This window comes from Azospirillum sp. CT11-132 (genome assembly GCF_047302835.1).
In the GTDB taxonomy this organism is placed as follows: Bacteria; Pseudomonadota; Alphaproteobacteria; order Azospirillales; family Azospirillaceae; genus Azospirillum.
Genome location: NZ_JBGLZA010000005.1, coordinates 132,501 through 153,696, shown reverse-complemented (window position 1 = coordinate 153,696; position 21,196 = coordinate 132,501). Strand labels below are relative to the sequence as shown.

Annotated in this window: 11 protein-coding genes, 1 tRNA gene, 2 rRNA genes and 1 pseudogene (1 of these 15 running past the window's edge); 8 read left to right on the top strand and 7 right to left on the bottom strand. The window is 66.9% G+C overall.

Going from position 1 to position 21,196, the window contains the following annotated elements; all coding sequences use genetic code 11:
• The first annotated feature begins 4 nt into the window (after positions 1-4).
• The 7 genes and pseudogenes from ACCD06_RS20455 (at position 5) to ACCD06_RS20425 (ending at position 6,194) form a co-directional block, all read left to right on the top strand.
• Positions 5-1,678, top strand: coding sequence for an ATP-binding cassette domain-containing protein (locus tag ACCD06_RS20455; protein WP_413343066.1), 1,674 nt, complete (start codon positions 5-7; stop codon positions 1,676-1,678).
• A gap of 69 nt (positions 1,679-1,747) precedes the next feature.
• On the top strand, positions 1,748-2,905 hold the full coding sequence (locus ACCD06_RS20450) for an SDR family oxidoreductase (protein WP_136702937.1): 1,158 nt from the start codon (positions 1,748-1,750) through the stop codon (positions 2,903-2,905).
• Positions 2,906-2,940: 35 nt separating this feature from the next.
• Positions 2,941-3,354 (top strand): SET domain-containing protein, encoded by a 414-nt coding sequence (locus ACCD06_RS20445; RefSeq protein ID WP_413343063.1) that lies wholly within the window; start codon positions 2,941-2,943, stop codon positions 3,352-3,354.
• A complete protein-coding gene (locus tag ACCD06_RS20440; protein WP_413343061.1) occupies positions 3,351-4,100 on the top strand; it encodes a hypothetical protein in 750 nt (249 codons plus the stop codon). The genes ACCD06_RS20445 and ACCD06_RS20440 overlap by 4 nt, the downstream gene beginning before the upstream one ends.
• A gap of 62 nt (positions 4,101-4,162) precedes the next feature.
• Entirely contained in the window at positions 4,163-5,347 is a 1,185-nt protein-coding gene (locus ACCD06_RS20435; RefSeq protein ID WP_247871672.1) for a porin, read from the top strand.
• 90 nt (positions 5,348-5,437) lie between these two features.
• Positions 5,438-5,734, top strand: a pseudogene (locus ACCD06_RS20430) (helix-turn-helix domain-containing protein); the annotation flags it as partial.
• A 166-nt stretch (positions 5,735-5,900) separates the two neighbouring features.
• A complete protein-coding gene (locus ACCD06_RS20425) occupies positions 5,901-6,194 on the top strand; it encodes a hypothetical protein (RefSeq protein ID WP_413343059.1) in 294 nt (97 codons plus the stop codon).
• Positions 6,195-6,399: 205 nt separating this feature from the next.
• Here the strand turns inward: ACCD06_RS20425 and ACCD06_RS20420 are convergent, their stop codons facing one another.
• The 4 genes from ACCD06_RS20420 to ACCD06_RS20405 all read right to left on the bottom strand — a co-directional run bounded on the left by ACCD06_RS20420 (position 6,400) and on the right by ACCD06_RS20405 (position 17,542).
• Complete coding sequence (locus tag ACCD06_RS20420; protein WP_413343057.1) at positions 6,400-7,449, bottom strand: helix-turn-helix domain-containing protein; 1,050 nt, start codon at positions 7,447-7,449, stop codon at positions 6,400-6,402.
• Positions 7,450-7,562: 113 nt separating this feature from the next.
• The gene (locus ACCD06_RS20415) at positions 7,563-8,123 is read right to left on the bottom strand and encodes an invasion associated locus B family protein (protein WP_413344056.1); all 561 of its coding nucleotides are present in this window, start codon (positions 8,121-8,123) and stop codon (positions 7,563-7,565) included.
• 48 nt (positions 8,124-8,171) lie between these two features.
• Positions 8,172-9,968 carry a ShlB/FhaC/HecB family hemolysin secretion/activation protein gene (locus tag ACCD06_RS20410; protein WP_413343055.1) on the bottom strand — a complete coding sequence of 599 codons (1,797 nt, stop codon included), beginning with the start codon at positions 9,966-9,968 and terminating at the stop codon, positions 8,172-8,174.
• Positions 9,968-17,542, bottom strand: coding sequence for an MBG domain-containing protein (locus ACCD06_RS20405; RefSeq protein ID WP_413343053.1), 7,575 nt, complete (start codon positions 17,540-17,542; stop codon positions 9,968-9,970). The genes ACCD06_RS20410 and ACCD06_RS20405 overlap by 1 nt, the downstream gene beginning before the upstream one ends.
• A 138-nt stretch (positions 17,543-17,680) precedes the next feature.
• Between ACCD06_RS20405 and ACCD06_RS20400 the strand changes: the two genes are divergently transcribed.
• On the top strand, positions 17,681-18,946 hold the full coding sequence (locus ACCD06_RS20400; protein ID WP_413343051.1) for a helix-turn-helix domain-containing protein: 1,266 nt from the start codon (positions 17,681-17,683) through the stop codon (positions 18,944-18,946).
• A 363-nt stretch (positions 18,947-19,309) separates the two neighbouring features.
• On the opposite strand, the gene ACCD06_RS20395 is transcribed toward ACCD06_RS20400, so the two are convergent.
• From ACCD06_RS20395 to ACCD06_RS20385, 3 genes are all read right to left on the bottom strand, one after another.
• Positions 19,310-19,386, bottom strand: a tRNA-Met gene (locus ACCD06_RS20395).
• 77 nt (positions 19,387-19,463) lie between these two features.
• Positions 19,464-19,579, bottom strand: a 5S ribosomal RNA gene (gene rrf / locus ACCD06_RS20390).
• A gap of 144 nt (positions 19,580-19,723) precedes the next feature.
• Positions 19,724-21,196: ribosomal RNA gene (locus ACCD06_RS20385) — 23S ribosomal RNA — on the bottom strand; it runs 1,272 nt beyond the window's last position.

The following is a 21,196-nucleotide window of genomic DNA, read 5'->3' as shown; positions in this document are numbered from 1 at the left end:
GGCGATGGATCTCTGGCGCATTCTGAGACGCGAGGCGTTGCGCAACATGCAGCCACTGCTGCTCCTGGCGGTGCTGGCGGCGGCGCTCAACCTCGCCCTGTTGACCTCGCTGAACGACGCGCTGCTGGCGCTTGACGATCCGGAAGGCTTGCAGCGGCTGCTGATCGTCTTCCTGCTGTCGGCCTTCCTGTGGCGGATTGCCCAGGGCTGGATGATGAACGCGGCGTCCAAGCGCATGCAGGCTGCCCTTGCCCTCTTGCGCGTCGATCTGCTGCGCCGCGCGGTGGCCGCCGATCTGCCGGACGCGATGGCCGTCGGCCCCTCCCGCCTCGCCCAGGTGGCGGGAGCGGAACTGCAAATGTTGGCCCAGGCGGTTCCGACCCTAGTCATCAGCTTCCAGTCGGTTGCCGCCATCCTGCTGTGCTTGCTGTACCTCGCCACCCTGTCGGGTGCGGCGGTGCTGATCGTGCTCTGCTTCTTGGTTGTCGGCGGCATCCTGATCGGGCGCTCCGTCATCCGGCTGGAACTGATGTCGGAGACGATCCACGAGGCCGAAAGCGCCCTGTCGGAACGGTCGGAGCACATCCTGCAGTCCCTGCGGGAATGCAAGCTGAACCGCCGCCGTGCCGCCAACGCGCTGGCCGACGCAACATCCTGCGCCGAAACCCTGCGCAAGGAACGCCATCGCTTCGGTGCGGAGTACAGCCATTACTTCACCATCAGCGAACTGACCTATTACGCGGCATTGGCCGGGATCATCTTCCTGCTGCCGGCAGTGACCAACACCGACATCGCTACCGTCATCCTGGCCGGTCATGCCGCCGCCTTCATCGCCTATCCGGTCATCACCATCGTCGCCTCCTACCCGTCCTATATCGCCGCCGAGACCGCCGCCCGCTCCTACCTCGCGGTTGAGGCGGAGCTGAAGGCGGCGCCCCAGGCGGTGGCTCCAGGCCGCGGCAGCGGATCGGAGGACGGCTTCTCCACCATCGCGCTGGAGGGCGCCACCTTCCGCCATGCCGGCCGCGACGGCGCGGGGTCCTTCACCGTCGGCCCGGTGGATATGACGGTCGAGCGCGGCAGCGTCGTCTTCATCACCGGCCATAACGGCGCCGGCAAGAGCACGCTGATCCACATGCTGCTGGGGCTCTATCCGATCCAGCGCGGCAGCCTATCGGTCGACGGCGTGACGGTCGGGCCGGACGGACTTGCCGCCCACCGCGACCGCTTCGCGGTGGTCTTCTCCGACAGCCATGTGACCCGCCAGCTCTACGGGGCGGCGACGCTCGACGACGGCTACGCCGAGGAGCTTCTCGACCTGCTGGAGATGTCGGACAAGGTCGCCATCGACGGCCGCGCCTTCACCACCGTCGATCTGTCGCAGGGCCAGAAGAAGCGCCTCGCCCTGATTGCCGCCCTGCTGGAGCGCAAGCCGGTGCTGGTGCTGGACGAATGGGCGGCCGACCAGTCGCCTTATTTCCGGCGCAAGTTCTACCGCGAGATCATTCCTTGGCTGAAGGCGCGCGGCATCACCGTGATCGCGGTTACCCACGACGACGCCTATTTCGACGCGGCCGACGTCCAGCTTCAAGTCGACCGCGGCGGCATCCGCCAGCTCATCACCACGGTTCCCCCAGGCGGCATTCCTGCCCCCGATCTCCTCCCCACCTCTTCCTGAGACGGGTTCCCTTCCTCCCTTCGTTCTCCCCCTGCCCCCATCCCTTCAGACGCGAGACAGAGGCACACCATGATCCTTCTCACCGGCGGTACCGGCTTCCTCGGCGGCTCCTTCTACCTCGACGCCGTGCGGAACGGGACCGCGGCGGACTGCCTTCTGCTGATCCGCGGCGCCGACGAAGCCGCCTGCCGCGCCCGCCTCGCCGCCAACCTTGCGCGCTGCGTCGACAGCGCCACGGCCGAGGCCTATGCCGGCCTGTGCCAGATCCTGCCGGGCGACCTGCAATCGCTGGCGACCAGCGCCGACCCGCGGCTGGACGCGGTGACCCACATCGTCCACGTCGCCGCCGACACCTCCTTCGACAGCCGCCATTCGGTCTGGCAGATCAATGTCGACGGCACGCTGGCGCTGGCCGCCCGTGCCCGCCGGATGAAGCATCTCCAGCGCTTCCTGCACATTGGCACCGCCTTCTGCTGCGGCGAGACGCCGTGGCTGGAAATGGTGAGCGAGGCTCCGGCCCCCGGCCATGACACGCCACACATCGTTGAATACACCCGCAGCAAGGCGGCGGCCGAGCGCGCTCTCGCCGCCGGCTTCCCCGACCTGCCGATCGTCGTCTGCCGCCCGTCGATCGTCGTCGGCCACACCCAACTGGGCGTGCGCCCCAGCGCCAGCATCTTCTGGTTCTTCCGTCTGGTCGACCGGACCGGAATCCTGCCCTGCTCGCCCGACGGCTTCATCGACATCGTGCCGGTGGACTGGGCCTCGGCCCGGCTGCACGACCTGCTGCGCAAGCCTGACCTGAAGCACAACCTCTACCATATCTCCGCTGGCATCGGCAGCCGGACCACCTGGGTCGATTTCGAAGAGGCCTTCACCAGCCACGGCCATGAGGGCACCCGCCCCTACAGCTTCTTCGACCCGAAGGGTCCGGAAGGCTGGAAGCCCTTCGACCGCGCCTATCGCCTCGCCTTCCCGCAGCGCGACATCCTGCACCGGACGATGGCCGCCGGCGGACGCAAGTACCACCGCTTCACCGCACAGGACATCGCCTTCGACAACAGCCGCCTGCTGGCTGAAGGCTTCGCGCCGCCGCCGCGCTTCGCCGACTACATCGGCGTCTGCCTGCAGCAGCCGCGCACGACCATCGAGGAGCAGTTCGTCGACGACGCCGCCAGCTTCGAGTTCGACGAATCGCTGGCTCCCGCCGCCACCGCTGCCGCCTGACTCATCACTGGGTCGCCGGGAACAAAAGAAACGCCATGCCGCTCCTCATCCCCACCCGCCTCGCAGCCAGCCCGATCCACGGGCTGGGTCTCTTCGCCGAGGAGTCGGTCGCGGCCGGCACCCCGGTGTGGCGGTTCGATGCCCGCATCGACCGCCTCTTCGCCCCCGACGACGCCCTGCTGGACGAGTTCCCGCAGGTCGCCCGGCTGGCCGATTTCCATGGCTGCGTGATCGACGGGGTCGGCGTCCTCCTGCCAGGGGACGACGCCCGCTTCCTCAACCACGACGACGAACCGTCCATCGGCCGGGCCGACCCCGGCGACTGGCGGATGTTCGTCGCCCGCTGCGCCATCGCCGCGGGTGAGGAGATCACTTGCAACTACGAGGACATCTGCGCCGATGTCCGCGACGCCGGTGCCGCCAGCTACCTGTCCGGAGGGGCGGCATGACGCCGCGCGCGTCCCAACACCCCCTGCGGACCAGCATCGTCGAACCCGCCGCCCTGACGCCTGAGCGGCGGGCGGTGATGTTCGCTCTGCTCAGCGTCTGGTTCGAGGGCTACGGCGAGGACTATTTCAACGAGGAACTGGGTGACCTCGACCACTGTATCCTTCAGGAAGATCCGGAGACCGGCGAACTGGTCGGCTTCGCCACGGTCTACCGCCAGGAGGTCGACATCGCCGGCACCGCCGTCGGCGCCTTCCACACCGCCCACTGCATCCTGGAACGCCGCTTCTGGGGATCGAACGGGCTGGTGCGCGCAATGGTTTCCGAAATGATCGACCGGGCACGCGCCGACCGGTCGGGACGGCTTTGGTACTGGAGTTACAGCGCGGTCGGCTACCGCTCCTACCGTTACATGCCGATGCTGTTCATCCGCCACACACCCAATGCCGACCAGACACTCGATGGACTGGACCGGGCCCTTCGCGACCACATCGGCCGCGAATGCTTCGCCCATTACTACGATGCCGAGACAGGCACCATCGACTGGAAATGGCAGGGCTACGGCCTGACGGAGGAGGCCCGCGCCATCAGCGAGGCCAAGCTTGACAGCCCGGCGGTCGCCCAATTCCGCCGCCTCAACCCGCGCTGGGCCGAAAGCGTGGAGATCCTCTGCCTCGCCCGCCTGACCGACGACAACCTTACCTCCTTCGGCCGACGCTGGTTTCCGGCAGCCCAGCCCGCCGCCTGACGCCCGCTGTCCCATTCAACGCCACCCATCCAACGCCGCCCATTCCTGGAATGACCATCCCCATGCGCCCGATGCCCTCCTTCTCCATCCTTCGCACCGCAGCCCTGGCCGGTACCGCCGTCGTTGCGCTCCAGGCAGCACCGGCCCTTGCCGAGGCCGAATTCAGTCTGACCATCGGCGGCGATGCCTATTTCCAGGGCGCCTATGTCAGCCAGAAGCAGGACGACGGGCTGCGATCGACCGAGTTCGCCAACCGTCTGCGCCTGACCGTCACCCCGTCCGCCACCGCCGACAACGGGTTGACATACGGCGCCCGGCTGCGCCTAGTCTCGGGCAACGGCGATCCGTCGGTGTCGAGCCGGACGGTGGAGAATGACCGCGCCTATCTGTACGCCAACGGCGCCTTCGGCACGGTGCAGGCCGGCGTGATCAACGGGCTGTCGGACGAATACGGCATCATCGGCCCCAACACCGAAGGCATCGCCGGCAGCCCAGACAGCAACGGCCTGCTGTTCCTCTACGGCTCATCCACCTATGCCGCCCTGCCGCTGGCCGCGACCAGCCTGCGCACGCTGGTGTCCTACGATACCGGGACCAAGTTCATCTACATCAGCCCCAGCTTCGGCGGTTTGCAGGCCGCAGTGTCCTACACCCCACGGACCGGCGATTCCAACACTTCGGTCAACCGCCGCAAGGTCGATGCCCTGGGCGATGCGCTCGCCTTCCGTGACGTGGTGGAAGCCGGGGCCGCCTTCCAGAGCGCGTTCGGTGACGTGACGGTGGAGGCCAGCGCTTTCTACCAGACCGGCAAGGCGGTACGGCAGAGCGACGGCATCGTCAGCCAGTCCTTCGAGGATCTGAATTCCATCCATGTCGGCGCCAATGTTGGCTACGGGCCGGCGAAGGTCGGCGTCAGCTACGCCTACAGCGGCGACAGCGGCTATGCCAAGGGCATCGCGCAGTCGCGCGACCAGCAGAACCTGATCGTCGGCGCCCAGTATATCAGCGGCCCGCTGCTGTTCGCCGCCAACTACATGCGCGCGCTGGGCAACGACGTGGCGACCATGACGACGCCCGCCAAGGCTGACATCTGGCAGGGCGGCGTCACCTGGACCGTGGCCCCCGGACTGACCACCGGGGTGGAGTATGACTATGTCCGCTCGACACTGTCGGGCGGTGCGGCAAACGGCGGCGATCTGACGGACCGGGCCCACATCCTGATGCTGGACACCCGACTGGCATTCTAGAGGCGGATTGACCGGCATCTGAATCGAGGGATTCCCACGAGCGGTCATTTGTGATTCAAGCTTCGGACTGGTTGAAGGAGGCCGGTCTGAATGTCGAAAGCTCTGTCTGTCGATCTTCGCCGGCGTGTGGTGGAGGCGGTTGCGGCTGGAGCGTCTTGCCGGGCAGCCGCGGCGCGCTTCGAGGTTGGGGTTTCCTCGGCGATCCGCTGGCTTGCCCGTGCACGAACACGCGGCGACCTGAGCCCGGACAAGCGCGGTGGCAATGTCCGCTCGCATCGGTTCGACGAGCATCGGAACCTCATCCTTGGCTCGATCGGGGAGAAGCCCGATCTGACCTTGGCAGAGGTGGCCGAGCGCCTGGACGAGACGGTGGGGTATCGGCCACTGCCCAGCATCGTGTGCCGGTTCTTCCAACGTCACGGCGTGACGCGGAAAAAAGACAGCGCACGCTGCCGAACAAGATCGAGCGGATGCGCGCACCGCCGAGAAGCCCGACGCCGACCTGCCGGCGGTCCTGCTGCACCCCCAGCTGTCGGACCTCTACCGCCGCAAGGTGGAAGCGCTGGAAGCTGCTCTTACTGGCGGCGAGTACAACGCCGACGCGATGGAGATGGTGCGGATCATGATCGACCGCGTCGTCCTGACGCTCTCCCCCGCCGGCGCGGGGTTGGATGCCGACCTGCACGGCGAGCTGGCCGGCGTGCTGGTGGTCTGCGAGGGCGCCGCCCGGATGGGCAAGACCCAAACGCACAAACACCCCGGCTCTTTCGATCCGGGGCGTTCAGTGATTTTGGTTGCGGGGGCACGCAACCACCGAGAGTTGACTTTGCCGCCGGTGCCGATCTGATCGACTCAGGCACTGTCCCTTGCCCGTTGCAAACGACGCTTCCGACATTCCCCAAGGACCGCTTCGGATCATGTTGCGACGCATGGCGCAGGATCTTCTCTGGAGAAACGCCTCGACATGGCCGCCCGGACCTGGTGCAAACGCGCCGATTCCGCACATCGGGACTGTCATTGCGAGTCTTCAGCAGAGTTGGCAACCAAATTGATCAAAGAACGGCGAGTTCGTGGAACCAGCGCTTGAACACATCGGTGGAGCCGGAAACCGGCTGGCGCAGGCGTTGCCCGGTGTCTCTGGCATCGCTAGGCGTCATTCCAAACGCCGACCTGAATGCACGGCTGAAGGCGGCTTCGGAGCGAAAGCCCCAGCGATGGGCAATCTCAGCGATGCGCTGGGACCGGTGCGCCGCCGTCAGGTCGGCTAGGCTGCGATCCAGCCGCCGCCGCAGGATATGGGCGGCCACCCCGCCCAGCGGTTCGAACAAGCGGTACAGGGTAGGGCGAGAGAGGCCGAACGCTTCAGCGATCTGGGTCGCTCCAAACCCCGGGTCGCCAAGATGCCCGTCAATGTAGCGTTTGATCTCCGCCATGCGGGACGCCTGCATCTCAGGCCGGACGTGGTCGAGCGCATTGACGGTCGGCCCCAGGCAGCCAGCGATGAAGCTGGCCGCACCCTTGGTCACGGCCATAGCCTCGCGCGAAGACAGCTGGCCTGCCACCCGATAGAGCGCCTGGATGTGAGCGGACAGCAGGGAGCCGATCGGACTGCCACTGCGCAGCACCAGCCCATGAAGCTCATCAGGCGCGGTCACCAGCGGAGCCAGCATCTCCCGCGGCAAGCAGAGAGTCAGGGTGTCAACGTTGTAATCCACCGTGTGGACCGTCTGCGCCAGGTCCAGGATGCAGACGTCGCCGGATCGCACGTCGACCTCGCGCCGCCCCATCTTCCCGCAGGACCCACCCTTAACCTGCAGTTGGATCAGATAATGGTCGATGCCGCTGCGGGTGATCACCTGGGGGGTGCGGTGGAAGGTCTGCGTCACCGTTGTACAGCGGCCGAGCAGCACGCCGCCGAGATGGTAAGTCTGTAGGCTGCCGCGAAAGCCGTCGAAATCATCCTTCGACAGGCTTATGTCGAAGATCGGCGACATCTGATCCCGCCACTGCTCGAATCCCTCCCCCGCCGGCATGGCCAAGCTGTCGAAGCGAAGAACCGGAGCCGTCACAACGGGTTCCGTCACATGGGCCGCATTGGACATCTATCGTACTCGAACAATTCCCCTCCGAAAGGGGAAGCATTCGCATATGCCCTCTGTCAAGCATCAACGGGACGAGCATCCACGGGCGACGCATATCTCCCTACTCACCACTGTTATTTTCCGGGGGCACTGCCAGCCGCGTAGGCGTTGCGCAATCCTCTGGCCGACAGCGGCAGTGTCACCGCCTTTCCCGATCCGTCCGAGAAGCCGAGGCTGATCGGCTGCGTGGCGTTCGCCAGCGCGTCGAGGCTCTGCTTGGGCAGCTCCGCTTCGGCGAGGCAGGATTGCAGGCAGCGCCGGAAGGTGAGCGACGCTATCTGCTTGTCGCCGACGCGGATGGCAACGCCGGGCGGGAGCAACACGCCGGCTGGCAGCTCGGCCAGGATCTTGTCCCCGGCAGCCCCGGTCGGTCGGCCGATCACGACCTGCGCAATGATCCGGCCGTCCGGCCCGGCGATCGTCTGCACGGTTTCGCACAGCTTCGTTTCCTTGGTGCCGTCGCGCTCGGTCTCGCAACGCACCAGCCAGTCGTCGTAATTGGCTGTCGTCCGGTTCGGTGCCGGAACGGGAGCCGGCTGCTGCGCCGCCGCGCCGCCTGCGGACAGCAGAATCACCAGCGGCAAGACGGTGCCCGGGAACATAGCGCTCCGGAAAACTGTGTTTCGGCGGGTCATGGTCACGATGCTCGATCGTCCTTTCAAGACGGGATGGGTGGTGGAGGATCAATAGGTGGCGAAGACGCGGACCTTCAGGTCGAAATGGCCGGCCTGCCGCTTGCCTTCGTCGGCCAGCGCGACCGCGGCTGTCAGGTTCGTCGTCACATGGTCCGCAACGCGGTAGTCGACGCCGAGACCGGTTCCAGCCAGGAACAGGTCTCGGCGCGCGCCGATGTCCTTTCCGACCGCGCCGTCGAGGAAGGCGAAGGGCTGGAGGATGTCGTCCCGGACCAGCGGAACGCCGGGCAGGCGCAGCTCGTTGCGCAGGATGATGCCGCGGTCGGCCGCTCCGTTCCCCAGGTCGTAGCCACGCACGGCATAGAGCCCGCCCAGTGCGATCTGTTCGGTGTCGGGCAGCGCCTGCCCGGCGAACTGCACCGTCAATTCGTTGGCCAGGCTGATCCCGGCGCCAAGGTCGGTGCTACGGTTCGCGACACCGGTCACATAGGCATAGCGCGCCTTCCGGACCCGGCCGTTCGAAAAGGCGGTCCAGCCCGCATCGTCATTATTGGCCATCACGCCGCCCGGATTGATCTTTCCGATCAGGCTCAGCGCCGTCGCCCCCAGCCGGTCGCTCCAGCTCCGGTCCCAGCCGAGGCCGACCTGGACGACGTCCACGCGCGCCCGGCCGAGACCGACGCCGTCGAAGAAGGTCCGGCGGTCGAGCGTCTTGGCCTCGACCCCGGCCTGGACGTCGCCGAGATGGACGCCGGGCAACAGGCTTGACAGCGCGGCGCGGTAATAGACCGGCAGTTCGAAGAAATTGTTGTCGGAGGTGAAGGAGCCGTTCCTCTGCCGCGTCGCCACGAAGTTCGGGCTGATCTCAATCGCCTGACGGGCGGCGGTGGGCAGGGCGAAGCGCGCCGAATGGCTGAGATAGTGGGCACGCTCGCCGTCGCCGGGGAACAGGCGTCCGGCACCCGCGAACAGGTCGCGCGATCCGGTGGTCTGCCACGACCCGTAGGCGTCGCCAAGCTGGGGAAGGCCGAAGCCGGCACCGAGGAAGAAGCGGTTGCGGTCGGTTTCCTGCGTGCCGGTGTTCGCATAGCCGGCGAAGACCTGCCACGGCTTCTGCGGGACCAGCTCCAGCGTCAGGTCGGAGCGGCCTAGGCCGTCGCCGGGAGAGAAGATGCCCTGAACGCGGCGGTAGGGGTAGCGGTTCAGCCAACGCAGATCCTCGTCGATCCGTGCCACCTCGATCCGCTCCCCCTCCACGCCGCGGATGCCGGCGGCGATGGCGGCGGAGCGCCCGTCACCCTGGCCGTCCGCCTCCCCCTGAATGGAGATTTTCCCAAGGGCGAATTCGATCACCCGCAGGGTCAGCGTGCCGGCGGTGACCTCCTGCGGCGGAATGCTGACCGACACGAAGGGATGGCCAGCCTCGCGGTAAACCCCGGCGATGGCGGCCTGCGCATCGGCGATCAGCGCCATGGACAGCGGCTGCCCGATGAAGCCGGAAAGGGCAGTGCGCAGGTCGTCCCGCAGCGCCCGGTCCGTTTCGGCACCGCCAATGCCGATCCGGACGGTAAGGATCCCACCGGTGCCGACGTCCTCCCCGCCCGCCGATGGGACGGCGGCATCGCGGCCGATCAATCTGATGGCGTGCAACTCGACGCCCAGTGGGGTCCGGTCCGCCGCAGCCCCGTTGCCGGGGTCGATCGAGAGCGTATTGGACGGTTCGGCCGGCCGGGGCGGCGGGTTGCGTTCGACCGGCAGGGATTGTGCCAGCACTCCCCCACCCGTCAGGGCAAGGGCGCCCAGCGCCAGGGCACCAAAGGACAAACGGAAGACGGTCGCGGGCATCAGGGGGATTTCACACTCAGGAAGGTTCCGAGGAAGCGGTTGGCGGGGTGCGGAAGCGAGGCGCAGCCTTCGCCGCCCGCGGCCCCGCAGACGTCCTGCTCCCCGTCCTTGCGGTTGCCGGTGGTTTCCGGACCACTGACCTCCGATAGGGCCGCCGGCGACCCGGAACCCGACGTTTCTCCCGCTTCGGCCGGACGGCCGAGGCTTGCGAAGGTCGGTCCTGACAAAGTGACCGGTTCGATCAGGCGAGCCGGCAGGATGGCGGCCAGCCCGGACGGCTGGGGCGATACCGTCAGCAGCCCCGGCGTGAAGCGCAGGTCGTAATTGTCCCCGGCGGTCAGGCCGCCCCGGGTGATGGCATAGGCTCCGGCCGGCGACGCCGCCGTCGCCAGGGTTTCCGGCAGGCCGTCGATCCGGTCGCCGTCCAGCGGCCCGGGGCCGACAATCCGGTAAGTCAGGGCCGGGTTGGCGGTGCCGGCCAGCCGGGCGGCATCGTCCGCCGCGACCGTCAGCAGCCTCCGGCCGATCGTCAGCCTGCCATCGGCATGGCGGATCACATAGTTGCCGCTGGCTGCCCCCGACAGTGTCCCGCCGGCCGCCGTGATGCGGTAGCCGGCCCCGGCCGCCGACCGCGAGCCGGCATCGGTCGACAGGGTGACGCCCGACAGCAAGGTATCGGTCTGGCCGTTCTTCCAACCCATCACCGAATAGTCCAGTACCGGCACGGCGTCGCCATAGACCATCGAGCCGTCGGAGGCCGTGACCGTCAGCAGGGCCGGCGTGACCGAGAAGGCGCCGCCGGCATGGCTGAGCCTGTAGTTGCCGGTCGCCGCCCCCGACAAGGTGCCACCCGCCGCCGTGGTGCGGTAGCCGGTGCCGACGCTCGAGAGGGAGGTCGCGTCGGTGGAAACCGCGACGCCCGAGAGCAGCCCGTCGCTCTGGCCGTTCTTCCAGCCGGACACGCTGTAGCCCAGCGACGGCACGGCATCGCCATAGACCATGCTGCCGTCCGCCGCGGTCACTGTCAGGGTGGCCGGCGTCACCGAGAAGGCGCCGTCCACACGGTTGAAGCTGTAGTTGCCGGCGGCCGCCCCCGACAGCGTGCCGCCCGCCGTCATGCTGCGGTAACCGGTGCCGACATTCGAAAGCGCCGTCGCATCGCTGGAGACGGCGACGCCGGAGAGCAGCCCGTCGCCCTGTCCGTTCCTCCAGCCGGACACGCTGTAGCCCAGCACCGGCACGGCGTCGCCATAGATCATGGTCCCGTCGGCCGCGGTCACCGTCAGCGTGGCCGGCGTCACCGAGAGGTTGCCGTCCACATGGCGAAGCGTATAGTTGCCGACGGCGGCGCCCGACAGCGTGCCGCCCGTCGCGGCGATGCGGTAGCCCCCGACATTCGACAGTGCGGTGGCGTCGGTCGAGACGCCGATTCCCAACAATAGATTGTCGGTCTGGCCGTTCTTCCAGCCCGCCACGCTGTAGTCCAGCACCGGCACGACGTCGCCATACACCATCGCGCGGCTGCCGGCCGTCACCGTCAGGGTGGCGGGCGTCACTGAGAAGCTGCCGCCGACATGGCTGAGCGTGTAGTTGCCGGCGGCGGCCCCCGACAGCGTGCCGCCCGCCGTCGTCGTGTGGTAGGAGGTCCCGACATTCGACAGGGAGGTGGCGTCGGTGGTGGCGGTCACGTCGGACAGCAGCGCGTCGCCCTGGCCGTTCTTCCAGCCCGATGCCGTATAGCCCAGCACCGGCACGGCGTCGCCATACACCATCGTGCTGTTGGCCGCCGTCACCACCAGGGTGGCAGGCGTTACCGAGAAGCCACCGTCCACACGGTTGAAGCTGTAATTGCCGGCGGCGGCACCCGACAGCGTGCCACCCGCCGTCATGGTGCGATAGGCGGTGCCGACGTTGGACTGCGACGTTGCGTCGGTCGAGATCGTGATGCCCGACAGCAGGGCGTCGGTCTGGCCGTTCTTCCAGCCCGTCACGCTGTAGCCAGTCAGCGTCGGCACGGCGTCGCCGTAGACCATCGTGCTGTCCGATGCCGTCACCGTTAGGGTGGCCGGCGTCACCGAGAAGGCACCGTCCGCACGGGCAAAGGTGTAGTTGCCGGTGGCAGCACCGGAGAGCGTCCCGCCCGCCGTCATGGTCCGGTAGGAGGTGCCGACATTCGAGGCGGAGGTGGCATCGGTGGAGACGGTCACGCCCGACAGCAGCGCGCCGGTCTGGCCGTTCTTCCAGCCCGTCACCGTATAGCCCGTCAGCGTCGGCACGGTGTCGCCATAGACCATCGTGCCGCCATCGGCCGTCACCGTCAGCGTGGCCGGCGTCACCGAGAAGGCACCGTCCGCACGGGCAATCGTATAGTTGCCGGTGGCCGCCCCCGAAAGCGTGCCGCCCGCCGTCATCGTCCGGTAGGAGGTGCCGACATTCGAGGTGGAGGTGGCGTCGGTCGAGACGGTCACGCCTGACAGCAGCGCGTCGGTCTGGCCGTTCTTCCAGCCCGTCACCGTATAACCGGTCAGCGACGGCACGGTGTCGCCATAGACCATCGTGCCGCCGTCGGCCGTCAGCGTCAGGGTGGCCGGCGTCACCACGGCGCCGACATTCACCACGCGGGCCGCCCCGCCGAGGCCGAAGCTGCCGGTCACCCCCGACGCGTCCACGAGGTTCAGATAGGTCCCGACATTGGCACCGGCCGCCAGGGTGCTGGTCGCCCCGCCGCTGATCCGGTTCCACACCGACCCGCCGAGCACGGCGATGGGCACACTCGCCGGATTGTCGCCATAGACGGTGTTGTGGACGATGCCGACCGCGCCGGACACGCCGAACAGCAGCGGCGCGCCGGTGCCGTCGGCCGGCGCCCAGGCCAGGGCGTCGAGGCCGGTGAAGCTGCTCGCGTCGCGCATCTGCGTGCCGGTCAGCCCGGTCATGCCGGTGGGGGTTCCGGTCCCCGCACCGGCCGCTTGGTCGCTGGACTCGGTGTTCCAATAGGACAGCGTGACGGTGCCATCGTTGCGTCCGGCCAGCCCGCCGAGCGCGGTGCCCTGCCCGGCCACGGCGCCGGTGGCGTAGGACTGGGCGATGCTGGCGCCCGTCCCGTTGGTCCCGGTCAGCCCGCCGACCCGGTCGCCCTGTCCGGTGACCGCGCCGGTGGCGTAGGTCTGCAGGATGCTGCCGTCGTTGACGCCGGCCAGCCCGCCGACGCCGTCGCCCTGCCCGGCCACCGTGCCGGCGGCATAGGATTGGCGGATGGTGCCGCTGTTGCTGCCCGCCAGCCCGCCGGTGCCGGCCCCCTGTCCGGTCACGCCGGCGCGGGAGAAGGACTGGAGGATGGTGCCGCCGTTGGTCCCGGCGATGGCGCCGACCCGGTTCCGGCCGGTGACGGCGCCGGTCGCGTCGAGGCCGACATTGCTCACCGTGCCGCCCGTGCCGATCTTGCCGAACAGGCCGACATCGTCGCTCGCCGGCCGGTTGATCGTCAGCCCGCGGATCAGATGGCCGCGCCCATCAAAGCTGCCGGTGAAGCCGGCGCCCGCCAGCGGGGTGAAGCCGCCCGTTCCCCAGATGCCGGCGGCATTGGCGCCCGACGTGGCCTGGGCGTCGATGTCGGCGCCGAGCCGGTAGGAGCCCGCCGGGTTCGCATCGATCAGCTGAAGCTGGTGGAGGTTGGTGATGGCGGCGATACCGTCGCTTCCCGCCTTCGCCGCCTCCCACCGGCCGATGGGCCGCATGTCCCCGGACTGGTACCAGTCCTTGGTGAAATCCCAGCCGACATAGGAGGATGCCTGTCGCGCCTCGGCGGTGGTCAACCCGGTCAGGCCGGTCACGGTCGCATTGCTGATGCCGTTCTGCTGACCGCTGGTGTCCTTATCCCAATAAGAGCTTGTTACGGTAAGTCCATCGGCAGTACCGACCAACCCTCCGGTCCCGACAGGACCCGTCACGCGGCCGGAGGCATAGGATTGCTCGATGCTTGATTCGATTCCATCCCCCACAAGTCCGCCGATGCTTCCGGTTGTTGCGGTCGGTGATCCGGTAACGGACGCAATAGCGTAAGATCGCCTGATGCTTGCCTCACTGAGCGTCCCGACGAGACCGCCGACCGATTCTCCGCCGGAGACGGACCCTGTAAAATAGCTGTTTTCAATAATCCCTGAACCCAGCATCCCAGCCATACCACCAACCAGGTACGACGAAGAGCCAGCAATTACAGTTCCATCCACTATGCCGAAGTTCTTTACCATAACATTCGAATGTCTTCGCGTAACCACCGCAAGGGATTTAAAGAATCCTTTATAATTACCTTCACGGTTGATATAGACGCCTTTCACGACATGACCATTGCCGTCGAATGTCCCAGCAAAGCTATCCTGATACCCTATCGGAACGAATCCGCGAGGTCCCCAGATGTCGGAAGGATTCGTACCCCTCGTGGCCGACGCGTCTATGTCCGTGTCCAACCAATAATCACGCAGATAGTTGAGACGACTATCGAATGGGCTTTTGTTGTTGATGAGAACAAGCTGGTGCAGGTTGGTGACGACCGCGTAGCCCTCCACTCCGACCCTGGCCTCCTCCCAGGCTCCAATAGGCCGCAGGTCAGGAAGAGTCGAAGCCTCATTGTTCATGTACCAGGATTGGCCGGTAACGCCGATACTCCAGCCCTGATAGGCTGAAGCTCCTCCTCCCGGCCTGGATGTCCGGGCATTGTCGGTGGTCAGACCGGTCATTCCGGTGTCAACACCACTGCCGGTGGCATTGGAGCGGCCGGTGGTCTGCGTGTCCCAATATGACAGCGTAACAGTACCGCCATTCGCGCCGACCAGCCCCCCTGCCTCGGCCTGCCCAGTCACGGCGCCGGTGGCGTAGGTCTGGGTGACCGTACCGCCGTTGTTGTCGCCGATCAGACCGCCGACTCGCAAAGTACCGGTCACCCCCCCCAAGGCATAGACCTGGGTGACACTTCCCCCAGTCATGCGCCCGATCAGACCGCCCACTTGGTCCCCTTGGGCGGTGACGGCTCCGCTGGCGTAGGCTTGATTGACCGTACCGCCGGCATTGTCCCCGATCAGACCGCCAACCGCACCGCCCTGTGCCGTCACCGCACCGGTGGCGAAGGACTGGCCCACGGTCCCGCTGTTGGTTCCGATCAGACCACCGACGGCATCGCCCCGTCCGGATACCGTGCCGGTGGCCGACGCCCAAGTGACCGTCCCGGCGTTGCTGCCGACCAATGCCCCGACCCGGTTGCGCCCCAGCACGCCGCCGCCCACCATGCGGACGTCCCGCACCGCGCCGCCGGCGCCGACCACGCCGAACAGGCCGACATCGTCGCTGCCGGTCCGGTTGATGGTCAGCCCGTTGATCGCATGGTCCCGCCCGTCGAACAGGCCGGTGAAGGGGGTGGCGGCGCTGCCCAGCGGGGCGAAGCCGGCGCCGCTGTTCCAACCGGCGGTGGCCTGTGCGTCGATGTCGCGGCCCAGCGCGTAGGTGCCGGCCAGATTGGTGCCGATGGCCTGCAGGTTCTCCGCCGTGTTCACCAGCATGTAGCCGGTCACCGCCGTGCCTGTCCCGGCGATGCCGGAATAGTCGGTCGGCGCGGTGTAGGCGGTGGGGTTGTAGAAGATGGACAGCCCGCCGGTGGCCGTGACGGTGGCTCCCGTGCCGAAGCGCACGCTTCCTATCCCGCTGCCGTCGTAACCCGACCACAGCACCACTTTCCTTCCGCCAATGGCGGCATTCACCGTGACGTCCCGCTTCGCCAGCAATGTAAAGTCGGAAGTGACCCCACCGGTAATGGCAGCGTTCACGACGATATCGCGCTCGGCCTTCAACCTTACTGATCCGGAGCTGCTCCCCGTGACGGCGGCATTCACGATCATGTCGCGATGTGCCGACAAGGTCAGCGTAGAAGTCAGCCCCGTGAGCGGCGTCGCCACCGTAATATCACCGGCCTGGGTGCCGCCGTCCCCCGTCGTCACCAGGACGTTGGCATAGTTCAGCGCCGACTTCAGCGTGTCCACATTCAGAACGCTGTCGTTGGCGCTGGCGCTGAAGCCGGACATCCCGCTGTCGGCGGCGTCGGAGATGGTCAGGTTGTGGGGGTCGAGCAGCAGCGTGCCGAAGCCCACCGTCCCGCGCAGGTCCGCCGTGCCGGTGAAGGCCAGACGCGCCTTGCCCGACACCTCCGCGTCGCCGCCCTTGCCGGTACCCCGCGCCGAAACCGCTCCGGCGAAGGCGGTGTCGCCGTCGGACCACACGACCACCCGGCCGCCGTCCCCCCGCGTCCCGTCGGCGCGGAGTTGCGCCCCCGCCTCCACCGCAACCGTCCGCGCCGTTGCCACCGGCTCGGCGAGGTAGCGCGTCGCCGCGGTCCGCCCGCCCTGGTAGTCGCCGCCGACCAGCAGCGTGCCGCCCGACGCGCCCGACACGTCCAGCGCCGCCTTGCCGGTCAGCACCACCGCCTTGCCGGTCGCCACCAGCGTCCCGCCGGCCCCGGTCGTTCCCGAGGCGTCGAGCTTGCCGGAAACCGTCACCGACCCGCCCGAGACGCGGATGTCGCCACCCGCCCGGTCCGGCCGTCGCGACGAGCGCGGATCCCGCTTGGCGGTCTTCCCTGTGCTCTCCGCCTTCGTGGCGTCCGGCTTCGCCGCGTCGGGACGCCGGCTCTCCTCCCCGGTTCGGCGCTGCGCCACCACCGGGCTCTCGACGGTGACGCTGCCGCCGTCGCCGGCTGTCAGGAAGACGCGCCCGTCCCGCTTGGCGACGCCTGTCGCCTTGACCACGCCGCCGGTGTTGCCGGCCAGGGCGTAGACGCTGCCGCCATTGGCCCGCATCTCGGCGTTGGCCGCCGCCAGCGTGCCGGCATTGACCGCCTCGGTGTCGGACCCGCCGACCTTGACCGCGAAGCGCCCCTCGGCGTCGGCGGTCTCCTTCGCCAGCACCTCGTAGCCGGCCAACAGCGCCGCCGTTCCCTTCGGCGCCGAGATCCTGCCCTCGTTGCGCACGGAGCGGGCGATCAGCGCCACGTCGCCGCCGCGCGAGGCGATGGTCCCCATATTGACCACGGCGGCCTTGGAATCCCCGGCGAAGGTCAGGTCGCGCTGGGCGGCGAAAGCGGCATCGGAAACGTCGTGGGTCGAGGCATAGAAGCCGCCGCCGGTATCGACCCGCCCCTCTTTGCCGACGACGATGCCGGCGCGGTTGACCAAATAAACCGATCCGGTGGCGGTCAGCGAACCGTCGATGCGGGACGGCAGGTTGCCGGTGACACGGTTGAGGGTGGCGCCGGCGCCGTTCTCCACATGCACGGATTTGCCGCTGCCGATGGAGAAGCCCTGCCATTCGACGGTGCCGGTGCGCGACCCCTGCTCGATGCGCAGGCCGCCGGGCTGCTCGACGATGCGCCCCGACCCGGCGGTGAAGCGCCCGCCGGTCGGCAGAGCCTCGTCGGCCACCGCGGAATGCAGGGGCGTGAGCGCCGTACAGCTCATCAGGGCGAACAGCAGGCCGCCTTGGCCGATGAACTGTCCGGCGGAGCGCGGCCGCCTGGTCGTCGAATGCTGCATTCCTCTGACGCCAACCTCTGTCGGGTGGGCGGCGAAGGGGGCGCGTCCGGTGCGCGCGGCATCGAGGCAGCCACGTCCCGGCGACCCATCGGCCCACGGTAATTTTTTTAGTCGAGGGCGCAATTTACCGGATCGTCCATGGTTACACTCGTCGATCCGTCCCAAAGATTTGACATTGCGTCTCAATACGAGAGTTCGGGCCGGCGGCGGGGGACCAGGCTGCACCGCGATCTTGCAAGCGATGACGGACGCCTGCTATCGACACCGGTGTCGGTCGCGCGGCGAGGCTTCGGAACAATGAGGCAAGGCATCACGATGGGACCCCGTGAGGCGGCGGAACGCCGGCCGATCCCGACGCTGTCGTTCCATCCGCAGGAGAGCACGGGCCGGGCCGGCTTCACCCGGTGGCGTGACCTCCTGTCGATCCTCTTCGAAGCGGAACCCGCTGGCGCGGCGGACGAGACCGGCCTCGCCGGATCAGCGACGGCCTTCCATCTCGGCAGCCTTCTTATGCTGCGGATCGGCGGGCCGACGATGGCACTGCGCCGCACCAACGCCACCATCGCCCGAAGCGCCTTGGACCATTGTATGGTTACGCTCTATCTCGAGGGTGGCTGCACCGTCTCGAATGGTGGCAGTACGGTCGCCATGCGCATCGGCGACATCGGGTTCCTGAATCTGGGCTGCCCTGTCGCCGTCGAGACCTCCGCGTTCCAGCTCCTGGCCCTGGTGATCCCCCGGGACGGACTGGCCCCCCTGGTCAAGGTGCCGGAAGCCCTGCATGGGCTGGTGCTGCCGGCGGACTCGGCGGTCGGGATGCTCCTGAACGACCATTTGCGCGCGCTGGACGCGCAGCTTTCCGCTCTGGACGCCCCCGCTGCGATGGCGGTCGCCGACGGAATCGCCGGACTGATCGCCGCATGCGTCGGATCGGCGATCGACGCCCGCAGTCCGCTCGATGAACCGCGGGGGGCGTTGCTCGACCGCATCAAGGAGTTCATCGAGATGAAGCTCGAAGCTCCCGAACTTGGGACCGCCCTCATCTGCGACAGCTTCGGCCTGTCGCGCTCGGCTCTCTATCGGCTGTTCGAACCGCTGGGCGGGGTGGCGAAACATGTGCGCGACCGGCGGCTGGCGCGGGCACTGGATGATCTGGTGAGCCCCCGGCGGGAGCGCCCGCGGATCGTCGACATCGCCTATCACTGGGGTTTCGGCTCCGAAGCCTCATTCATCCGGGCCTTCCGGACCAACTACGGCATGTCGCCCGGAGAAGCACGGGAAACGGCCCGGCATGTGCGACGGACCGCCCGGAAGGATGCCGCGGCGATAGAGCGCGTCCTTCATCGCTGGATGCGTTCGCTGACCCCGCAGGCATCACAAGGCGGAGCGATCCGGCGGAGTTGACAGCCTTGTCAGCTTGGTTGACCCACACCAACAACCCCGCCACTGCGACGACGGTACCTACGCCGTCCAGCAGGGCGGGAAGGTTTTCGATACCTACACGGACACTGCCGGCCAACCTACCGGAGCTGTACCGGCGGAAGATCGCTGAACTCGAGTCCGTGCTCGGCAACGGCGACGAGGGGATGGCCGCGATGGAGATGATCCGGTCCATGGTCGACCGCGTCGTGCTGTCCCCCTGCCCCTCGGGCGCCGGGCTGGAGGCGCAGCTTCATGGCGATCTGCTGGCGATCCTGGAGGCGTGCGCCGAAGCGGATCCGAAACGCCGACAGCCCGCCTCGTTGGAGGCGGGCTGTCAACTGTCGTTGGTTGCGGGGGCAGGATTTGAACCTGCGGCCTTCAGGTTATGAGCCTGACGAGCTACCGGGCTGCTCCACCCCGCGGATGTTCTTGATATGGGGTGACGGACGGTGAAGATGCAAGCTTGTGCTTCGTGATTGGCGTCTCTTGAGCCTGAGTGACCTGGCGGCGACCTACTCTCCCACGTCTTAAGACGCAGTACCATTGGCGCGGAGGCTTTTCACGGCCGAGTTCGGGATGGGATCGGGTGTTTGACACCTCGCCATGACCACCAGGTCACCAAGGCTCAAGACCGACGCTGTCTCCGAAGCGCTAAGCTTGTTCAGTGCAAGTGAGGTGAGGATGTATCGAACGGCGGTACGCTGGTCAAGCACTGCTCTCAAGCAGGCTTGCTGCTGCGCATGGCGCGGTTAGTGGGGTGAGATCAAGCCGATCGAGCGATTAGTAAGGCTTAGCTTCGAGCATTGCTGCCCGTCCACATGCCTCCTATCGACGTGATGGTCTGTCACGGCTCTCAAGGGAGCTCTGGTTTAGAGGTGGGTTTCCCGCTTAGATGCTTTCAGCGGTTATCCCGTCCATACTTAGCTACCCGGCCATGCCACTGGCGTGACAACCGGTGCACCAGAGGTATGTCCATCCCGGTCCTCTCGTACTAGGGACAGATCCTCGCAAAACTCCGACACCCACGGCAGATAGGGACCGAACTGTCTCACGACGTTCTAAACCCAGCTCACGTACCACTTTAATCGGCGAACAGCCGAACCCTTGGGACCTGCTCCAGCCCCAGGATGTGATGAGCCGACATCGAGGTGCCAAACGACTCCGTCGATATGGACTCTTGGGAGTCATCAGCCTGTTATCCCCGGCGTACCTTTTATCCGTTGAGCGATGGCCCGTCCACGTGGAGCCACCGGATCACTATGGCCGACTTTCGTCTCTGCTCGACTTGTCAGTCTTGCAGTCAGGCGGGCTTATGCCATTGCACTCGACGAGCGATTTCCGACCGCTCTGAGCCCACCATCGCGCGCCTCCGTTACACTTTGGGAGGCGACCGCCCCAGTCAAACTACCCGCCATGCAGGGTCCCGGACCCGGGTAACGGGCCACGGTTAGATGCCAGAGACTTCAAGGGTGGTATTTCAAGGATGGCTCCACACGAGCTGGCGCCCATGCTTCCAAGCCTCCCACCTATCCTACACATGAAGTCCCTAGCACCACTGCAAAGCTGTAGTAAAGGTGCACGGGGTCTTTCCGTCTGACCGCGGGAACTCCGCATCTTCACGGAGAGTTCAATTTCGCTGAGTTGGTGTTGGAGACAGCGGGGAAGTCGTTACGCCATTCGTGCAGGTCGGAACTTACCCGACAAGGAATTTCGCTACCTTAGGACCGTTATAGTTACGGCCGCCGTTTACCGGGGCTTCAATTCAAGGCTTGCACCTCTCCTCTTAACCTTCCGGCACCGGGCAGGCGTCAGACCCTATACGTCGCCTTGTGTGGCTTCGCAGAGCCCTGTGTTTTTAGTAAACAGTCGCTACCCCCTGGTCTGTGCCCCCCGCCAGGACTTGCGTCCCAACGGGGCCCTCTTCTTCCGAAGTTACGAGGGCAATTTGCCGAGTTCCTTCAACACCATTCTCTCAAGCGCCTGGGTATACTCTACCAGTCCACCTGTGTCGGTTTGGGGTACGGTCTATACGGCGGGGCTATTTCCTGGAACCGGTCCACAGCATGTCCAATCCGATAAGGACATACACGCTTTCCAATCCGTCACCTCCGCCAGGCCCACGAGTATTAACGTGGTTCCCATCGACTACGCCTTTCGGCCTCGCCTTAGGGGCCGGCTCACCCTGCGTGGATTAACCTTGCGCAGGAACCCTTGGACTTTCGGCGACAGTGT

What these genes read in the sequence shown, in the direction of transcription:
- ACCD06_RS20450 (WP_136702937.1), top strand. Translation starts at nt 1,748, where the DNA reads ATGATCCTTCTCACCGGCGGTACCGGCTTCCTCGGCGGCTCCTTCTAC.
- ACCD06_RS20420 (WP_413343057.1), bottom strand. Translation starts at nt 7,449, where the DNA reads ATGTCCAATGCGGCCCATGTGACGGAACCCGTTGTGACGGCTCCGGTT.
- ACCD06_RS20405 (WP_413343053.1), bottom strand. Translation starts at nt 17,542, where the DNA reads ATGCAGCATTCGACGACCAGGCGGCCGCGCTCCGCCGGACAGTTCATC.
- ACCD06_RS20410 (WP_413343055.1), bottom strand. Translation starts at nt 9,968, where the DNA reads ATGCCCGCGACCGTCTTCCGTTTGTCCTTTGGTGCCCTGGCGCTGGGC.
- ACCD06_RS20440 (WP_413343061.1), top strand. Translation starts at nt 3,351, where the DNA reads ATGACGCCGCGCGCGTCCCAACACCCCCTGCGGACCAGCATCGTCGAA.
- ACCD06_RS20435 (WP_247871672.1), top strand. Translation starts at nt 4,163, where the DNA reads ATGCGCCCGATGCCCTCCTTCTCCATCCTTCGCACCGCAGCCCTGGCC.
- ACCD06_RS20415 (WP_413344056.1), bottom strand. Translation starts at nt 8,123, where the DNA reads ATGACCCGCCGAAACACAGTTTTCCGGAGCGCTATGTTCCCGGGCACC.
- ACCD06_RS20455 (WP_413343066.1), top strand. Translation starts at nt 5, where the DNA reads ATGGATCTCTGGCGCATTCTGAGACGCGAGGCGTTGCGCAACATGCAG.
- ACCD06_RS20445 (WP_413343063.1), top strand. Translation starts at nt 2,941, where the DNA reads ATGCCGCTCCTCATCCCCACCCGCCTCGCAGCCAGCCCGATCCACGGG.
- ACCD06_RS20400 (WP_413343051.1), top strand. Translation starts at nt 17,681, where the DNA reads ATGGTTACACTCGTCGATCCGTCCCAAAGATTTGACATTGCGTCTCAA.